This window comes from Methanospirillum lacunae, assembly GCF_003173355.1.
Lineage (GTDB): Archaea > Halobacteriota > Methanomicrobia > Methanomicrobiales > Methanospirillaceae > Methanospirillum > Methanospirillum lacunae.
This window is the reverse complement of record NZ_QGMY01000009.1, coordinates 1-15389: the sequence shown is the minus strand read 5'-3', so window position 1 is coordinate 15389 and position 15389 is coordinate 1. Positions and strand designations below refer to the sequence as shown.

Here is a 15389-nt window from a genome sequence, read left to right as displayed (position 1 = left end):
TTGTGGTTTTTAAAACAGTTGTGAGTTTCTCCCCACTATGATTGTGTATCTTCTCACAGTGATGAAAAGATCAACGACCCTGGAATAGTATAATCACATAGAACTACAGAAAGCCCTGGCAATTTCACAATATCTATATATTCAACGAACTTAAAAACTCTACAAATGAGCAATTTTCTAAAAAATGTCATCATTTTTTTTGTATTAACCACATTATTGCTTGTTCCTGCTCTGGCTGATACAATACCTGTCACCAAAAATGCCACCATCCAGGCATTTGAAAATGCAGGATTTCAAGTGAATGACGGGAAAATGGAGACTGTGGATGTCCTGGGCATGTATAATGCTGGTATATCTCCATCCTGCTATGGAAATAATCCAACAGCGCCATATATGACGTTTAAGGTTCCAAAAGCTCCCGGACAGACCGGTAATAATTCTCTTTCTGATGCAGCTATTGAACCGGACAATGCCGGGTTATGGCTTGATTTCCATATGAGGCCTGATGAGGCTTTTGTCTATGTCGGTGTTACTCCCCCGGAATGTGAATATTTTAGTTATGCTGATTTCCTGAGCGTCAGGTACTTCCCTGATACTGATGAGCATCGCAGGGTGTATGCAAGTCTTGAAGATACGATCAATCTGGATAGGCTGAAAGCTGAACCAGCGTATCAGTCTGGCGTTTTCTCAAAGCCAATTATCGTGATATTAACTGCAGATAAACATGCAGACCAGAAAGCACGTGATGCTCTTCTTTCGGCTGGTTATCCTGAAAATATTATTCATACCCTGACGGTTCCCGGACCGCTGGTCCACTTAGGGCTTGACAGCAAAACAGATACAATAAACTCCCTGCACCGGGTTGCACTCTTTCACAATGAGACTGAAGGAGATGCCTACATGAACAGTACACCCGGCATTGTATACCGGTTGACTCCTGAAAATGAATCTGAACCTGACTATTATGATGTTCCAAATCTTATTCCCCGGGGGACGGGAGAAACCAGGGAACTAAACCTGATGAAGGATGTGGAAGAACTCAGGGCAGCCATCATAGCCAGGCACGGAACAGATCATGTGGAAGATCTAACCACAAAGGTCTGGCTTTTTGACGGATATGATGCCATTCAACGGGGAATCGATGTACTTGGAGAAAGCAGGGATACCGTCTATCTCAATACCACCGAAACAACTCTGGGCGATAAACCGGGTGAAGAGATTATTGTATATGGTGTGAACCATGCTGCAACAGGAAAGGCAACCTATGCAAACTTCGGCCTTTACGGAGACTGGGCACTCAACGGGATCGGCGGTATTTCAAATAAGGATTATACGGGATCTGCAGAAGAATATTTGCCAAATAATCCGAATGCAAAGTACCTCTATGTAGCAAAAATATCCCGGAACGATGATGGCAAAAACACAACCTCTGTTATACAATCCGGAGTAGGGGTTTCAGGAATAGAACCTGATGAGCCTTGTTTTGTTGGATACCGGGCGTATGTAGAGCCTGAAACCGGCGTTAGTCCGGCATGGAGTGAACTTGTGTATGACCGGGCTATGAAAATAACCCCCTAATCATCCTTTTTTCAGGATATTTCGATGGTTAATTTCGTTTCCTGACGTTTTTCTCTCTTTTTATCCAAATAGTCACTGGTTTCTTTATCTGCATTCCATCCCCCGGTAACCTCCAGGTTCAGGGGAATAACCAGGCTCATTTTTGCCCTTTATATGACATTGTGCATATTGTATGTCTATGCACCGCAAAAGCGGTGAAGAGGGAATTATGAAAACAATAGCGTTAGTCCTCATTGTGGGCCTCATTGCCCTGATGTTTGTCCTGCCGGTTTCAGCAGCCGGACAGGGAGGTAATGGAATGATGGTACACAGTGGGTCCGGATCAGCTGGCACAGGTGTCTGCATTAACCCTGATTGCCCACAAGACTGCCCATATGACCAGACTCAACCACGTGATGGAACCGGAGTCCAGTACGGAAAGGGTGGGTTTCAGTAAAAGATTGGTGAAATGATGAAACAAAAAACGCTTGGATTTGTAGGAATCAGTATTATCGCGGCTCTGGTAATCCTTTCCGTGACCCTCCCGGTCTCCGGGGCAGTACAGGCTGGTCCACAGGATGGAACCGGCAATCAGTATGGTGGACAGGCGTACCAGAATGCAGGTGGACAGTATGGCGGGTATGGGAATGGAACCTGTCTTCGCGATGACTGCCCAAACAACGGGACACCACTCCGTGATGGAACCGGAATGAGATCCGGTCAGACCGGGAATGGTTATGGTGGCCAGGGACATGGCTGCCGGTTCAACCCCTGATTCTTTTTTAGGTTAACCCTATTACCAATGAGTTAATAAGGAACAAAAGAGAGTATCAATTCATATTCTAAAAATGATGAGAATACTCGGCTGGAAAAGAGCGATCTGATATGATTCGTTTATCTCCAGAGATGTAGATATCAGGTTTTTTCTCTGAAATACCCCATCCTGGGTCATGGGTTATTGAATATAGTAGTATCATGAACGTACGATATATCCGATGGGCTATTCTTGGGATCATCGTGGTCGCTTCCCTGATCCTCAATTACCTGCATATCACGCTCGGTAACGTCTTTCCGTCAGTTCATGCAATCTGTCCTCTTGGAGGGCTTGAAAATCTGCAGGTGTGGATGTCAGGACATGCGAATCTCCAAAAACTCTTCTCAGGAACAATGACCCTGTTGTTTCTGTCGCTTGGGTTTACCATCATTTTCGGCAGGGCTATATGCGGGAATATATGTCCGTTTGGAGCCATTTTTGAGTTTATCGGGAAGATATATCCTAAACATTTCTCAGTTTCGGAAAAATATGATCTTCTACTCAGGGTACTGAAATACATTATCCTCGTGATTGTCATAGCCATGGCCTGGATTACCGCTTCAATATGGATTTCACCATATGATCCCTATGTTGCATATGCTCATATCTGGTCTGGGGCGGAAATTCTCAATGAAAATGGGATTGGACTCTTTATCCTTGTTGTTGTCCTTCTGGTGTCACTTGTGAATACCCGCTTTTTCTGTAAATATCTCTGTCCGGCTGGTGCCATGTTTGGTATTTTTTCACTGATTAGTCCGACAAAAGTTACCCGGATTGACTGCATGGAATGTGGGAAATGTGCCAAGTCCTGCCCTATGGGGATTGATCCAGGGAGAAAGACAGTAAAGAATACCACCGAGTGTGTCGGATGCACCACGTGTGTAGAGGTCTGCCCATCTAAAACACCTGTAATTTCTATGACTTTTGCCGGGAAAAAGGTTCAATCCCTGCTCTTTGTAGTTGGTACTGTGTGTATTTTCCTTGGTGCGATTGCACTACTCAATACTGTCGGCCTTATGCAGGTCACGGTTCCATCGTTGGAGAGTGTTCAGCAGGGGGGCAATTACCTGAATTTGATTGATCTTAAAGGATCCATGACAATTGAGGAAGGGGCAACCTATGTCGGAATGAGCCTTGAGGATTTCTATACGATGATGGATATCCCGGTAACAGTTCCGGGAAGCATCAAGTTAAACGAGATAAAAAATTATGTTCCTGATTATGATTTCCATGCAATGAAGGCAAAGTAACTCATTTTTCCTTATCTTTTTGTTCTCCTTATATGCCCATGACTGTTTTTAAGATATTCATGGATTATCTAAATTCTGATATGATGTTTGGACAAATTGTAAATTCAATTTCCAATTTGTCCACTATGAGAAAAATCATGATTTTGTGAGCAACTGGATAAAAAGACGTGTTTTTACATCCGGATTTCATACAATCGTTATTACATGACCAGGTCAGTCAGAAAAAAACCTGTTCTTGAAAACCATGGTGAAATCCTCCAGATCTAAACAAATAACAGGAACTAGCGACCGATATTACTGCATCAAGTGTTCCAATAAGGCCGATTAATAAGCATTCAACCCACAATCCCCTTGTCTCCTCTTTAATATTTACATTTTTATAGAATAACGAACACTAAAATACATATGGATGGCGACGTCATTGGGTCAATCCTGTTACCGGTTTTCGGACTGAAAACGATTTTTTACGTATTTATCATAATCTTTATCGGGGTTGTCCTGTTCATGTTTTACAGAATGATCAGGGTTTGCTCTTCTGGAAAAAAGTCGCAACAGGAAAGGCTAAATGACTGCTTATACAACAGAAAATACGTAAAAAAGGATAGGGATACAACTCTGTCTGAACTCAATGATGCCATTGGATTAAAACTCTCCAGACAGGAACGGGAGTTTGGTATCAAAGGCAAATCCCGGTGAACTCTGGTTGTGATATTGACCTTACCATCAGATAGGTCTGATTTTTTGAAACCATGAGCATGAAAACCGGTACACCTATTCAATAATCTGCATATGTATCCATGCTTTCTGACCTTTCTGTTTCGATTTTTTATATATCTCAAAAATTATAGGGATCCTCATCTGGCCAGCATATAAAAATGCAGAGCATTTTCAGGATAAATCCCGAAGTTTTTAACTCATTTGAATAGAATGATACTGTATGAATCGGTGGAGATATGTGCTTGTACTATGGGTATTACTCTGTCTATCCGGCCAGATTGGCCTGGCAGATCAAAAGGCAACCTCAAACCCTGACGTCTTTAAAATAGGAGCAATTTATAACCTGAATGGTTCTCAGGCAAACCTTGACATTCCTTCTTCACAAGGGGCACTCACAGCAGAGCGATTAATCAATGCAAAGGGTGGAATCGATGGTGTCAAAGTTGATGTTATTGTAAAGGATGGAGCATCTGATCCAGAAACTATCAGAAAAGTGACCGAAGATCTCATTGCCAATGAATCAGTGCCTGTTCTTATTGGATTATCAGATACTGATATGGTCCTTCCTGCAGCACAGGTTGCAGCTGCACATCACATACCTTTCATCACATCAGGAGCAACATCCCCAAAACTCCCTGAACAAGTGCCTGATTATCTGTATCTGGCATGCTTTGGTGATAATGCCCAGGGGGCCATGGCTGCTGAGTATGCATACCAAAATCTGTCATATCACACGTGTATTGTGGTGTACGACACTGATATGCAATACACTACCCTGCTGGCACAATATTTCTCTGAGCGGTATACAGAACTCGGGGGCACAATTGTATCGCAGGTTCCCATCCATCCAAAGACAAATGTCTCTGATGTATTCTCTAACCTCTCATCAGGGAATCAGCCTGATTTCTACTACATTGCGGTAGGACCTGAAGATGCTCCCGGTGTAATACAGACAGCCCATGGACAAAATAAAGTGCCAATCATTGGTGGAGATTCTTTTGATACAAAGAACCTCTCCAATGCTGTTCTTGATACTGATGGGGATGTCTATTACACCACTCATGCATATTTTGGTGGAGAAAATATCAGTTCCGAGATTCAGAATTTTAAAACTGATTACATATCTGAATATGGAACTGAACCAACCCCATTTGCCGGACTTGGATATGATGCTGTCATGATAGCAATCAGGGCAGCAGGAAATAATGACCTTGGAACAGATCTGAGAGAAGGAATAAACCAGATACATGACTATTCCGGGGTGACTGGATTAATCTCGTATGTCAACGGAACAGCAATACCCAAAAAATCTGTTCATCTCATATACACAGATGGGCTAAGTCTGACACAGGTTGACAACAATGTGCCTGAAAAGGTTCCAAATCCCTAACCACTTTTTTGGAGATCGTGAGTTTCATTGATAACCAGGATGAGGAAAATCATGTTCAACGTTCTGGAACCGGTATCTTATGTAAACATAGTACAGGGAAGCCATTGAGAGACAAACGATTTGTTGCCATTCATCGAGGGGGCAATCTCTCACCAGAAAATCACAGAAAACTCATGAAATGGGCCATAACCTGCTTTGAGCATGTATTGCCGTATTATGGCAGGGAACCGGAACCGGTTTTAAACGAGGCAATACATTATGCCCGCGAATGGTCACGGGGAGCCTGCTTAACCGGTGATCTTATCGTGGCATCACGGAACGTTCACAGGTTTGCAAAAACGATTACCGATCCTGTTGCATCCGCAGTTGTGCGATCAATCGGACAGGGGGTGGCAACAGGCCACATGGCAGACCATTGCGTTGGAGCAGCCCTGTATGCTCAAAAGGCTGTCCTCCTGGCAGGTAATCAGGTACAAGATGAGAAAGCCTGGCAGATTAGCAAATTATGTTCTGAACTGCCGGAGGATATAACAATCCTCGTAATCCAGACAATGCAGGTGAAGAGAAAAGGTCTTGGGTTACCGGATGATACGTAAACAAAGGGAATAGAACATTATTCAATCTCTCTCTCTCTCTCTCTCTCTCTCTTTCTTTCACGCTTCTCATTTACAAATCTGTGTTGACGTACAGATTCTAACCGGGTTTTTGATCCATCCCGGAGTTCTCTCCAGGAATTTTTTTGAAATATGGATCCCGGGTCCGGTTTCTGTGGGTGGCTTGTATGAACGGAATAGTTTTCTATCAGTATGGATGAACCAGGTACATGGTTGTTTACCCTGGAGTTGAAAAAAAGCATCAATACCAGGGCCGGATTGTTCTGCTACTCATGGTTTTTGGATATGCAGGCCTGTATATTCTCAATATTCTCCTGCCCCTGGACTGGTCCTTTCCTTTTCAATACTCAAACCTGACCTCCCGGATATGGTCCTTGACTGAACTTCTTTTAGGAATTGGAGCCTTCATCATTCTTGCGCAATCCCGGTTTGCAATAAAGAACCGGGAATTCTTCACCGGATTGTTCCTTGGAACAATCAGTGGGACAAGTCATTATTTCATGAACGATAGCCTGACTGATGGAGTACTCACCGGGATACTGGTCCTGGTCTGTTATACATCTGCAGTGCTTCTGATTCGTACCAGGTCAGGAAAATCGATTGAAACCTTTCAGCAGCCACCTCGAAGTATAGCATGGCTCATCCTCTTTGGAATCATCATTTCAGTTCCATTCGCCACTCTCAATCTTACGTATTTTTACTTCACCAGTGGATTGCAACCCTTTTCACATGTCATATCTGCATTTATTTTGGCATGTAACCCAGCCCTTTCAGAAGAGATCATCTTTAGGTTGTTTCCATTAATCCTGGTCTTTTCGTTGCTCCGGGCAAAGAGTTCAGAGCGATGGGTCTGTCTCACTGTTGTGTGCATCGGGGTTATTCCTCATAGTCTGAACCATCTTCCAGATCTATTTGTGAGCAATCCGGGTATGGCAATCAGTATGGCTATTCTGACCTCAGTCTTCTTTGGACTTCCCCTCTGCCTGCTTCAATTGTATAAAGGGCTGCCATCGGCCTGTGGATTTCATTGGTTTGTTGACATGACCCGGTTTCTGTTTGGGTATTGAATCTGCCCGGTTCAATCATTTTCAGACTGAACAGCCGGGCAGAAATTGCATAGTGAGTGCGGAACCTCTTTTTCTTTGTCTCTTATCAGGCAATAAAAGACCCCATCTCTATCCTCCACTTTGAATCCGCCCGGAAATGGCATTCCAACCGGATGTCCTGGTTCTTCAAGAATAAACATCGTAAATGCAGCAATAAGATAGTAAAAGAGCCGGTGTCTGAGAGTATACGGGATTGGCATCCTGCTCGAAGTATCATCCCATTGTGTACACCCGGTCGGGATTATTTTACAGAATGCGTTGAATGTCTCAAGATCCTGGATCGGGTTTGACATGGTTTTAAACCTGCCTGACCGCTGAAATGTCAATAAGCGGTGATATCCTCCCAGGATCTGATCGGTCAGGTATGGGCCTACCTGCTCGCGGTACGATCTGGGAAGCCTAATGAGTTCGGTATGAAGTCTTCCTCCGATTACCTGGAGATCCTGGAGCGTGTACCTGGTTATCTCTGTACTCAAAATCTCTCCAAGTTCTCCTTTCGTTCTGGCCCGGGAGAGATGCTCCGAGACTTCAACGATAACGGCCATATCTTTATCTTCATCCATTATTTATGACTCCGTACTTTGAAATCGCACGGATTCCGTGTTTTCATAGAGGGATGGATACAATTCTTTCATGGTTCGTGGCTTGTGATCTTCAAAGACATCGTCCGCACACCATTTTACGCCGAATTCAAGAATACTTAATAGAACCGGGATGGTATCAAGTCCTTTTTCTGTAAGTTGCCATTCAACGACCCGTGGCTTGTCTTTTATCAGGTCAGGCCTGATGTAACCTGTCTTTTCAAGCTCCTGGAGCCGGAGAATCAGAACCCGTGAGGTGATACCTGGCAGGGATCGCTTAATCTGGTTGAACCTGTTTATTTTTCGCAGTGCAATATCACGGAGAATGAGTATTGTCCATTTCTTTCCAAGAACATTGATTGTAGCATGGATCGGGCAGATATTGTATGCCACAGCGGGTTCCATGGGTTTCCTTTCCTGTGGTCTGGAACAGGATACTGGCATAGTATAGTTTTGGTGTCTGCCTGCTTAAAGTGGTATCCTTAGTATACCACTATGGAAGAATATGAGATCACATGATCATCACAATCCGGTCCACACACAAGACCTGGCTGCATGGATTATAGAGATAATAGAAGACTTTCACCTGAATTCTCCAGAGAACAGTCTCCGGTTTGAGCATCACGAGAGAATCTTTGATGGGCCCCTGGTTGGGTTTTCAAATGGTGGAGACCCTTTGTATGATTTTTTCAAAGAGGACATTGGTTCACCATATATGACTCCGATTGAGTTTTTTCATGGTTCGTTCCCTGATAGTTCAGCATGTGCTGATGATCTCACTATCATCAGCTGGATATCTCCGATTTCAGAGCAGACCAAACTGGATAACCGGCGTAAAACGGATTTCCCATCTGAACGTGGAGCCCGAACCAAATATTATAGTGAAACCTTTCAGGATGCATTAACGGCACATCTGGTTTTAAAGTTAGAAGAAATCGGTATCCTGGCAGCAGTGCCTCCTTCGAAGATTATACAGATCTCAGCCCGGTATGGATTGGCATCAGCCTGGTCTGAACGCCATGCAGCCTATGTCAGTGGTCATGGAACATTTGGGCTTTGTGACGGGCTTATTACCAGAAAGGGAAAAGCAGTTATCTGCGGCTCGGTTATAGCACAGGTAGTCATTCCTCCTACAAAAAGAGAGTATACTGATCACCATGCCTGGTGCCTGCATTATGCAAAAGGGAGATGTGAAGGTTGCATAAAACGGTGTCCTGCCAGTGCTGTCACTTCTAAAGGACATGACAAAATGAGATGCAGGGAGTATTGTTTTGGTCCGGGAAAGGATTACATGAGAAAGGAATTCGGGTTTGATGAATATGTATGCGGGTTATGCCAGAGTGCAGTGCCGTGTGAGTCCAAAAACCCGGTGATCCCCTCTGTTCTCTGATGGGCTCATTCATCAGTCCATGGACTCTCCCCGACACTTGAGGATCAATCACTTCTCATTCCTTTTATCCCACAGGTTGATTAAAAATGTTTTACATATTAGGAAGAGGTTTAGGAGTTATCTCTGAGTTCTATCCAGAGTTCAGAGTCAAGTATGCTTCCCGGGGCATTTGCTTCCATCTCCAGAAACAACTTGTATGGAACTGAAAACGTGAACTTGTCAGATCCCAGTGTCCTTCGCACAGCTTTCCGTGCCATCAGATCGGTAAGCCCGACAACAGCCCTGGGATTTTCTGACGTTTCTTCATCATATGTACAGACTCCAAATGCCTGGCATCCCGAAGCGCCGGCTGCAACAACGACTCTGTTAGTAATCTGACCATGGGTATAGTTCGCAAGAATTGATAAACCGGATATCTGGTCAGGATTTGCCAGGAAGATGACACTTTTTATTGTTTCATCGGGGTCTGTGAGAGAGAGCGGTTTAAAGAGAACATACTCTGTTGAAACATCATAATCAGGCAATGAATTGAGAAACTCTTTTGCAACTGCCGGGTTCTTCTTTATCCTCTCTCCATTCCTGAGCATCTCTTTCTGGTGCGGATTTGTGAGAGTCTCAAGCCGGGCATCATAGGCCTTCGTATCTCTGCATCCCTCCCTTCCATTTGAGAGGAAACAACAGAAATTCTCTTCACTTCCTGAAGAATGGTGCTCAAACGGGCGGCCGAAACCAATACCTATGGCACCTCCGACACAACCATATGCATTTCTGGATAATGCGGTAATCTTTCCATCAAGGACAGCCTTGGCGTAATACCACATGAGACATGCCCAGGTTCCAGGCCGTATCTCTAGTGCATGTTCAGGTTTTGTATCGCTCCACACGATCGCGACCGGTTCGGTTTGTATTCCAGCCTTTTTGGCAACGTTGCTAATGATAGCCATTATCAGTCTTCTCCAGTGTCCATATTCGAAATGACACGTTTGATGAGAGTATAGAGGGCCTCTTCTTCTTCAGATGATAATCCACCCAGAACACTATCATTGACCTGTTCTCCAATCCTGATAAGATCTGGTTTGAGGGCAAGCCCGGATTCTGTGAGTGTGCAGATCCACTGCCTGTTATCTGACTGGTGTTTAGTCCTGGTGATGAGTCCTGCGTCCTCAAGTTTTCTGATCTCACGTGAGCAGAGACCTTTGTCTATCTCAAGATCCCCGGCAATCTGCTCCTGATTGGAACCATCATGCTTGTAGAGATATCTGAGGATTGAATACTGGGTGATCTTTATCCCAAATCCCTTAAGTTCGATGTTCAATCGTTTTTGGATAAGCCAGTATGCAAGTGACACATACTTTCCAAACGGCCCGTCCGTATCTCTCATACAATAGTTGATGAGTCAACAAAGTATATGATGGTGGTGGGTCAACAATTTGAAGAGGTGAAGTATTTGAAATACGAGCAAAGGTACCATATTTTCCCTGTCTGACCCAGAAATCCTTATGAACAACCAAATAATTTTCTCTCCAATTTACATTGCATGAATTCTATGGAATACAATACTCACCTTACAGATACGATCAGATCCATGGCCCTGGAATCAGGAGCTGAACTTATCGGTTTTGCAGATATTCAGGCATTTGGCGATTCGAAATACCAGGGCAATAACCCGGCAGAAATTTCAGATACTCTGAACACTGTCATCCTCATCGGTATACCTGTTCCAAGAGGAGCGTTTCTCCCTCTTCCCAAAGGTCGGGCAGAGTATACCAATACCCTCATGGCAGGAACAGCAACACTCAGGATTATGGCATATCAGGTAGCAAGAAAACTGGAGCAGGAAGGATACCTTGCCAGTATTGCGCCAAGTGAAGGGAGTGAGTTCGGGTACTGGTATGCAAATAAAGAGACCCTGATGGCTGACTTTTCCATGAAATACACGGCCTATATTACCGGACTTGGATCATTTGGAAAGAACCATCTCTTCATATCTGACACGTATGGGTCCCGGGTCAGATTCTCTGCAATCCTCACCGATGCCAAATTGAAACCTGATTCCCGGTCTGAACATTTTATTCACCCCTCGTGCAAGGATTGTGATGCCTGTATCCGGGCCTGTCCGGTGCAGGCGATCAGTCCATCCGGGACCATTTCCAGGCAATTGTGTGCTGAATATATGTTCAAGACCCTGGGAGGACTCCGGTGTGGGATGTGTATCAGAGCCTGTCCCTTGTCGTGTACATTCATGCAATAACCAGGTACTGATAGTGCACCCGCTGAGAGTCACAGGAGTAACATTCACAATCACTTTATCTGCTTGAATTGGAAGTTCTTTGAAAATTTGCTTATAATTGAGTGAGAACAGTCTCCCTTATTTGCACCTTGTTTGGCATACTCAACTGTCGTCCTCTCTTGTAAAAGGTGATTCAGGATATTTTACTTCATCCCAATGAAAATCCTCAATTTTCAATTAAAAATTGATACGATTCTATATATAGCATCAAACTAATCTCGATAATATCCGAGAGTTTATTCAAGGTGATGACAGTCTATGACAAGTGCAGAAATTGAACCCAATTCGAATATGAGAGTGATTTTTAATATTTCTCCGTATGCCATGCTAATCATTACGAATGGAGTTTTTATTGATGCAAATAAGGCTGCTCTAAACATATTTAACGCAAAAAAACCTGAAGATATTATCGGTAAACCTCCGGCCATACTTTCTCCTCCTGTTCAGCCAAATGGACGCTCATCTGATGAATCTGCCGGGGAAATAATAAAACGGGCCCTTTCAGGCTCGCATGAAATATTTGAATGGGAACACCAGACACTTGATGGCAAATCATTTTTCGCACGAGTTAATCTGAAATTATTTGAATATCTCGGTAATCCATCACTTATGGTTGCTTTTGAAGATATTACGAGCCAGAAGGTAAAAGAAGCAGAACTTCAGGCATCACAAAAAAATTTGCAGATAATTTTTGATAATACCCCCTATGCAATGCTTGTTATCACCGACGGCGTTTTTGTAGAAGCAAATGCGGCTGCAGTTCATCTCTTTGGTGCAAAAACCAAAGACTTTTTTAACGGAAAACCTCCTGCCATATTGTCTCCTCAATTTCAAAAAGATGGCATACCATCTGAAAAACTGGCACCCGAAAAAATAAAGCAGGCGATGTCTGGAGATGTTGTATCATTTGACTGGATTCACCAGAAGTTTGATGGAACAATTATTGACTGTCATGTAACTCTTGCTGGAATACAATACAATGGAAAACCATCTTTGATGACAGTAATTGAGGATCTGACCCATCAGAAGAAGGCGTTATCTGATATTATCAATGTGATTCAAATTGCAAAAGGAGGAAATCTTACTGCAAGAACGAATGAAAAAGAGTATGCCGGGGACTTTTTTGAGATCTGCAGTGGTATAAATCAGATGCTCGATATATTTACGAATCCTTTACGGCTTTTCCAGACCAAGATCACGAGTATTACATCTAATGCAGAAGAGGTAAACGCCAGTGTTGAACAGGTATCTGGTGGAACCGGGCTCCTTGCTGATAATTCGAATCTACTGAGTAAGAATGCAGAGGATGGAGAAGAGGGTGTGAAGCAGATCCTCAGTGCTATGGAAGATCTCTCAGTTACTGTCTCGAATCTGGCAGTTAGCAGCCAAAATATCGCTCAAATGTCAACATCAGCTGAAGAGATGGGTATTGCTGGAATCCACCTCGTTCAAAATACTGAAAAGGCAATGGCTGAGATTACCAAATCTTCCGAGCACGTCGATAGCATCGTTTTGGATATCAAGAACCAGATGGATCAGATTGGAAAGATCGTCAATTTAATATCTGATATCGCGAATCAGACAAACCTTCTTGCGTTAAATGCAGCAATTGAAGCGGCACGTGCAGGAGAAGCAGGGAGGGGGTTTGCTGTTGTGGCTTCTGAAGTGAAATCGCTTGCTCAGGAATCACGCCAGTCTGCAGAAAATATCTCTGATATGATTAGAAATCTGCAGGATAAGTCACATAAAGCTGCTGAAGCGGTTAGTTATTCAACAGAGAATGTAGTAAAGGGAAATCAGACGTTATCTGAAACAATCAAGGTGTTCAATAGTAATGTTGAATCGATTAAGAATATCAGTCAGAAGGTGACTGATATGGCTTCGATATCAGAAGAGCAGGCAGCATCAGTTGAAGAGATTACTGCAAATGTGAATGAAGTAGCAAAAATATTAAGTGGTACTCTTCGCCAGTCGCTTGATTCTTCAGCTGCAACCGAAGAGATCTCTTCATCTCTCTCACAGATTTCTCAGGCGATGCATTCTGTCACTCGTGATGTAGAAGAGATATCATCAGAGATGATCCAATTTAAATTTTAAATGCATATCCTGGTATAAATCCGGTATATTGCTTCAAATTTGGTTTTTTAGAAAACCCCTGGCCGGACCCTTTTGCTGCTCTCGATTAGAGGGTCCGGAAACAAAGAAATACGTTCATTACAAGGGGCATCCTTTTTTTATCATCAGGAGTATCAGCATTTATCCATCCTTCGTGGCCCTGCATGTCAGAGCCTTATTTTCCCTGTCAACTGTGGGTTTACTCGCATTGGTTAATAACCACCCTCAAACAACGCTGCCTTCTTCCTCGGCCATTTCTCCAGCATATTCCAAACCTTCATAGCAACCGCTACAAACCTTCCTCCACCTTCTCCCGGAATCTCGATCACAACCCCTCTACCGGACAGCGATAACCCTACCGTTCCCCCGGGTTCTATCTCTATCCCCTCTTCCCGATCCAATACCGCCCGGGCATCATTCCGGGATATCCTCCCGATCTCACCCGGACCGTCGATGATCACCCTCAATTGCTCTGTAACCGGATCAGGCTTCAGCCTCCCAACCTTCCAGAGCACAGAGCAGCCGAACAAGAACCAGAAGAGATGAGGCAGGTGAAACCGAAACACCGGAGAAATCATGATCCCTCCCGGAGAATCCTGGACCGGCATGAATCACAAACTGCAACCCCGGAATCTGAATCGTGCCATGTTGCCTTGAACGTATCACATACCTGGCATCGTCCGATATCAGAATTCAGCCTCACCAGTGAAAGCGGATCAATCACACCGGGAAGAGCCCTGAACGATGCTGCCTCATCACGTTTCGCCTTCTCAAAACATGATCTGCAGATCTTCCTGTTCATCCGGGGAGGAGCAGCCAGCCGTTCCCGGGTCATCCTCTCCTGGTAATGTACCCACTCTGACCCACAGCAGTCACACGGGCCCTGACCAAAACCCCGGTCAATCTCACAGAACTCAGATGTTCTCACCTTCAAAGATCCTGACGGTCCATTGCAGAACGCTGCCGAACGTTCTGACAAACCGGGCTCATTTTGAGGAGTTGCAAATGAGTTGCTGAAATCAGTGCAATTATTATATTCTGTATTTTTACAATCAGGCGTTAATAATTCATCAGAACGATGATCCTGATCCCTAATTACGGATCTGCAATTTTCAGATGAAGAGACACAATCACATTCATGATCATCTTTCCTGCTCTCTGTATCTTCTCTTATTCCGTAATAAGTACATAAAAAATTATTATTATTATTTAATTCCTGATCTGATGTGCAATCTGAACCCGAATTCGTTGCAGAACATTCTGCAGTCAGCCCGCAACCATCAGCAGTTCCGAATTCTTCATGAACATTCTTCAGATCATTCCCATCATGATCACCAGGACTGGTTTTATCATCAGAAGGCGGGTCATCTCTGTCAAGCCAGCATCCTCCTCCATACTTCCAGGCTTGGTACACCTGATCATCCCAGGAATAGGCTTTTGCTCTCCGGTGAGCAGAAGTCGTTCCGCTCTCATCCACAACGAGCGTCCGGTCACAGACCGAAACAGCAGGACATTTCGTGAGAAGACCCTCATAGTGATGTCCTCTGCTTGATGACCCCTGGAGC

The 15389-nt window shown here is 44.0% G+C and carries 16 protein-coding genes; 10 read left to right on the top strand and 6 right to left on the bottom strand.

Annotated features, from left to right (window positions below):
- The first annotated feature begins 165 nt into the window (after positions 1–165).
- The 7 genes from DK846_RS12870 (at position 166) to DK846_RS12830 (ending at position 7409) form a co-directional block, all read left to right on the top strand.
- Positions 166–1578, top strand: a complete 1413-nt coding sequence (locus DK846_RS12870; protein ID WP_109969373.1) for a hypothetical protein — start codon at positions 166–168, stop codon at positions 1576–1578.
- 178 nt (positions 1579–1756) lie between these two features.
- Positions 1757–2014, top strand: coding sequence for a hypothetical protein (locus DK846_RS12865; protein ID WP_109969372.1), 258 nt, complete (start codon positions 1757–1759; stop codon positions 2012–2014).
- Between the two features lie 12 nt (positions 2015–2026).
- Positions 2027–2332: a hypothetical protein gene (locus DK846_RS12860; protein ID WP_109969371.1), complete on the top strand. Its 306-nt coding sequence runs from the start codon at positions 2027–2029 to the stop codon at positions 2330–2332.
- Positions 2333–2532: 200 nt separating this feature from the next.
- Complete coding sequence (locus DK846_RS12855) at positions 2533–3621, top strand: 4Fe-4S binding protein (protein WP_109969370.1); 1089 nt, start codon at positions 2533–2535, stop codon at positions 3619–3621.
- A 937-nt stretch (positions 3622–4558) separates the two neighbouring features.
- A complete protein-coding gene (locus DK846_RS12845; protein ID WP_109969368.1) occupies positions 4559–5728 on the top strand; it encodes an ABC transporter substrate-binding protein in 1170 nt (389 codons plus the stop codon).
- Positions 5729–5745: 17 nt separating this feature from the next.
- Positions 5746–6324 carry a putative immunity protein gene (locus tag DK846_RS12840; RefSeq protein WP_146201222.1) on the top strand — a complete coding sequence of 193 codons (579 nt, stop codon included), beginning with the start codon at positions 5746–5748 and terminating at the stop codon, positions 6322–6324.
- Positions 6325–6551: 227 nt separating this feature from the next.
- Positions 6552–7409, top strand: coding sequence for a type II CAAX prenyl endopeptidase Rce1 family protein (locus DK846_RS12830; protein ID WP_146201221.1), 858 nt, complete (start codon positions 6552–6554; stop codon positions 7407–7409).
- 11 nt (positions 7410–7420) lie between these two features.
- Here DK846_RS12830 and DK846_RS12825 read toward each other — a convergent pair whose 3' ends face one another.
- On the bottom strand, positions 7421–8011 hold the full coding sequence (locus DK846_RS12825) for a DUF2115 domain-containing protein (RefSeq protein WP_109969364.1): 591 nt from the start codon (positions 8009–8011) through the stop codon (positions 7421–7423).
- A gap of 3 nt (positions 8012–8014) precedes the next feature.
- Positions 8015–8434, bottom strand: a complete 420-nt coding sequence (locus DK846_RS12820; protein ID WP_245926549.1) for a winged helix-turn-helix transcriptional regulator — start codon at positions 8432–8434, stop codon at positions 8015–8017.
- Between the two features lie 100 nt (positions 8435–8534).
- On the opposite strand from DK846_RS12820, the gene DK846_RS12815 reads away from it, so the two are divergent.
- On the top strand, positions 8535–9419 hold the full coding sequence (locus tag DK846_RS12815) for a 4Fe-4S ferredoxin (protein WP_109969362.1): 885 nt from the start codon (positions 8535–8537) through the stop codon (positions 9417–9419).
- 110 nt (positions 9420–9529) lie between these two features.
- Here the strand turns inward: DK846_RS12815 and DK846_RS12810 are convergent, their stop codons facing one another.
- Together DK846_RS12810 and DK846_RS12805 are read right to left on the bottom strand one after the other, a co-directional pair.
- On the bottom strand, positions 9530–10363 hold the full coding sequence (locus DK846_RS12810) for a DUF169 domain-containing protein (RefSeq protein ID WP_109969361.1): 834 nt from the start codon (positions 10361–10363) through the stop codon (positions 9530–9532).
- A gap of 2 nt (positions 10364–10365) precedes the next feature.
- Entirely contained in the window at positions 10366–10800 is a 435-nt protein-coding gene (locus DK846_RS12805) for a MarR family winged helix-turn-helix transcriptional regulator (RefSeq protein ID WP_109969360.1), read from the bottom strand.
- Between the two features lie 165 nt (positions 10801–10965).
- Here DK846_RS12805 and DK846_RS12800 point away from each other — a divergent pair, with 165 nt between their 5' ends.
- Positions 10966–11670 carry an epoxyqueuosine reductase gene (locus DK846_RS12800; RefSeq protein ID WP_109969532.1) on the top strand — a complete coding sequence of 235 codons (705 nt, stop codon included), beginning with the start codon at positions 10966–10968 and terminating at the stop codon, positions 11668–11670.
- A 297-nt stretch (positions 11671–11967) separates the two neighbouring features.
- On the top strand, positions 11968–13806 hold the full coding sequence (locus DK846_RS12795) for a methyl-accepting chemotaxis protein (RefSeq protein WP_109969359.1): 1839 nt from the start codon (positions 11968–11970) through the stop codon (positions 13804–13806).
- 230 nt (positions 13807–14036) lie between these two features.
- Here the strand turns inward: DK846_RS12795 and DK846_RS12790 are convergent, their stop codons facing one another.
- Both DK846_RS12790 and DK846_RS17730 read right to left on the bottom strand, forming a co-directional pair.
- A complete protein-coding gene (locus tag DK846_RS12790; RefSeq protein ID WP_146201220.1) occupies positions 14037–14402 on the bottom strand; it encodes a hypothetical protein in 366 nt (121 codons plus the stop codon).
- Positions 14399–15389 (bottom strand): hypothetical protein (locus tag DK846_RS17730; protein ID WP_181391773.1); only part of this gene is annotated, 991 nt, incomplete at its 5' end. The genes DK846_RS12790 and DK846_RS17730, both read right to left, overlap by 4 nt.

Coding starts and splice junctions, on each gene's coding strand:
- DK846_RS12800 (WP_109969532.1), top strand. CDS start 10,966: ATGGAATACAATACTCACCTTACAGATACGATCAGATCCATGGCCCTG.
- DK846_RS12805 (WP_109969360.1), bottom strand. CDS start 10,800: ATGAGAGATACGGACGGGCCGTTTGGAAAGTATGTGTCACTTGCATAC.
- DK846_RS12870 (WP_109969373.1), top strand. CDS start 166: ATGAGCAATTTTCTAAAAAATGTCATCATTTTTTTTGTATTAACCACA.
- DK846_RS12855 (WP_109969370.1), top strand. CDS start 2,533: ATGAACGTACGATATATCCGATGGGCTATTCTTGGGATCATCGTGGTC.
- DK846_RS12860 (WP_109969371.1), top strand. CDS start 2,027: ATGATGAAACAAAAAACGCTTGGATTTGTAGGAATCAGTATTATCGCG.
- DK846_RS12865 (WP_109969372.1), top strand. CDS start 1,757: ATGCACCGCAAAAGCGGTGAAGAGGGAATTATGAAAACAATAGCGTTA.
- DK846_RS12830 (WP_146201221.1), top strand. CDS start 6,552: ATGGTTGTTTACCCTGGAGTTGAAAAAAAGCATCAATACCAGGGCCGG.
- DK846_RS12810 (WP_109969361.1), bottom strand. CDS start 10,363: ATGGCTATCATTAGCAACGTTGCCAAAAAGGCTGGAATACAAACCGAA.
- DK846_RS12845 (WP_109969368.1), top strand. CDS start 4,559: ATGAATCGGTGGAGATATGTGCTTGTACTATGGGTATTACTCTGTCTA.
- DK846_RS12790 (WP_146201220.1), bottom strand. CDS start 14,402: ATGATTTCTCCGGTGTTTCGGTTTCACCTGCCTCATCTCTTCTGGTTC.
- DK846_RS12820 (WP_245926549.1), bottom strand. CDS start 8,434: ATGGAACCCGCTGTGGCATACAATATCTGCCCGATCCATGCTACAATC.
- DK846_RS12795 (WP_109969359.1), top strand. CDS start 11,968: ATGACAAGTGCAGAAATTGAACCCAATTCGAATATGAGAGTGATTTTT.
- DK846_RS12815 (WP_109969362.1), top strand. CDS start 8,535: ATGAGATCACATGATCATCACAATCCGGTCCACACACAAGACCTGGCT.
- DK846_RS12825 (WP_109969364.1), bottom strand. CDS start 8,011: ATGGATGAAGATAAAGATATGGCCGTTATCGTTGAAGTCTCGGAGCAT.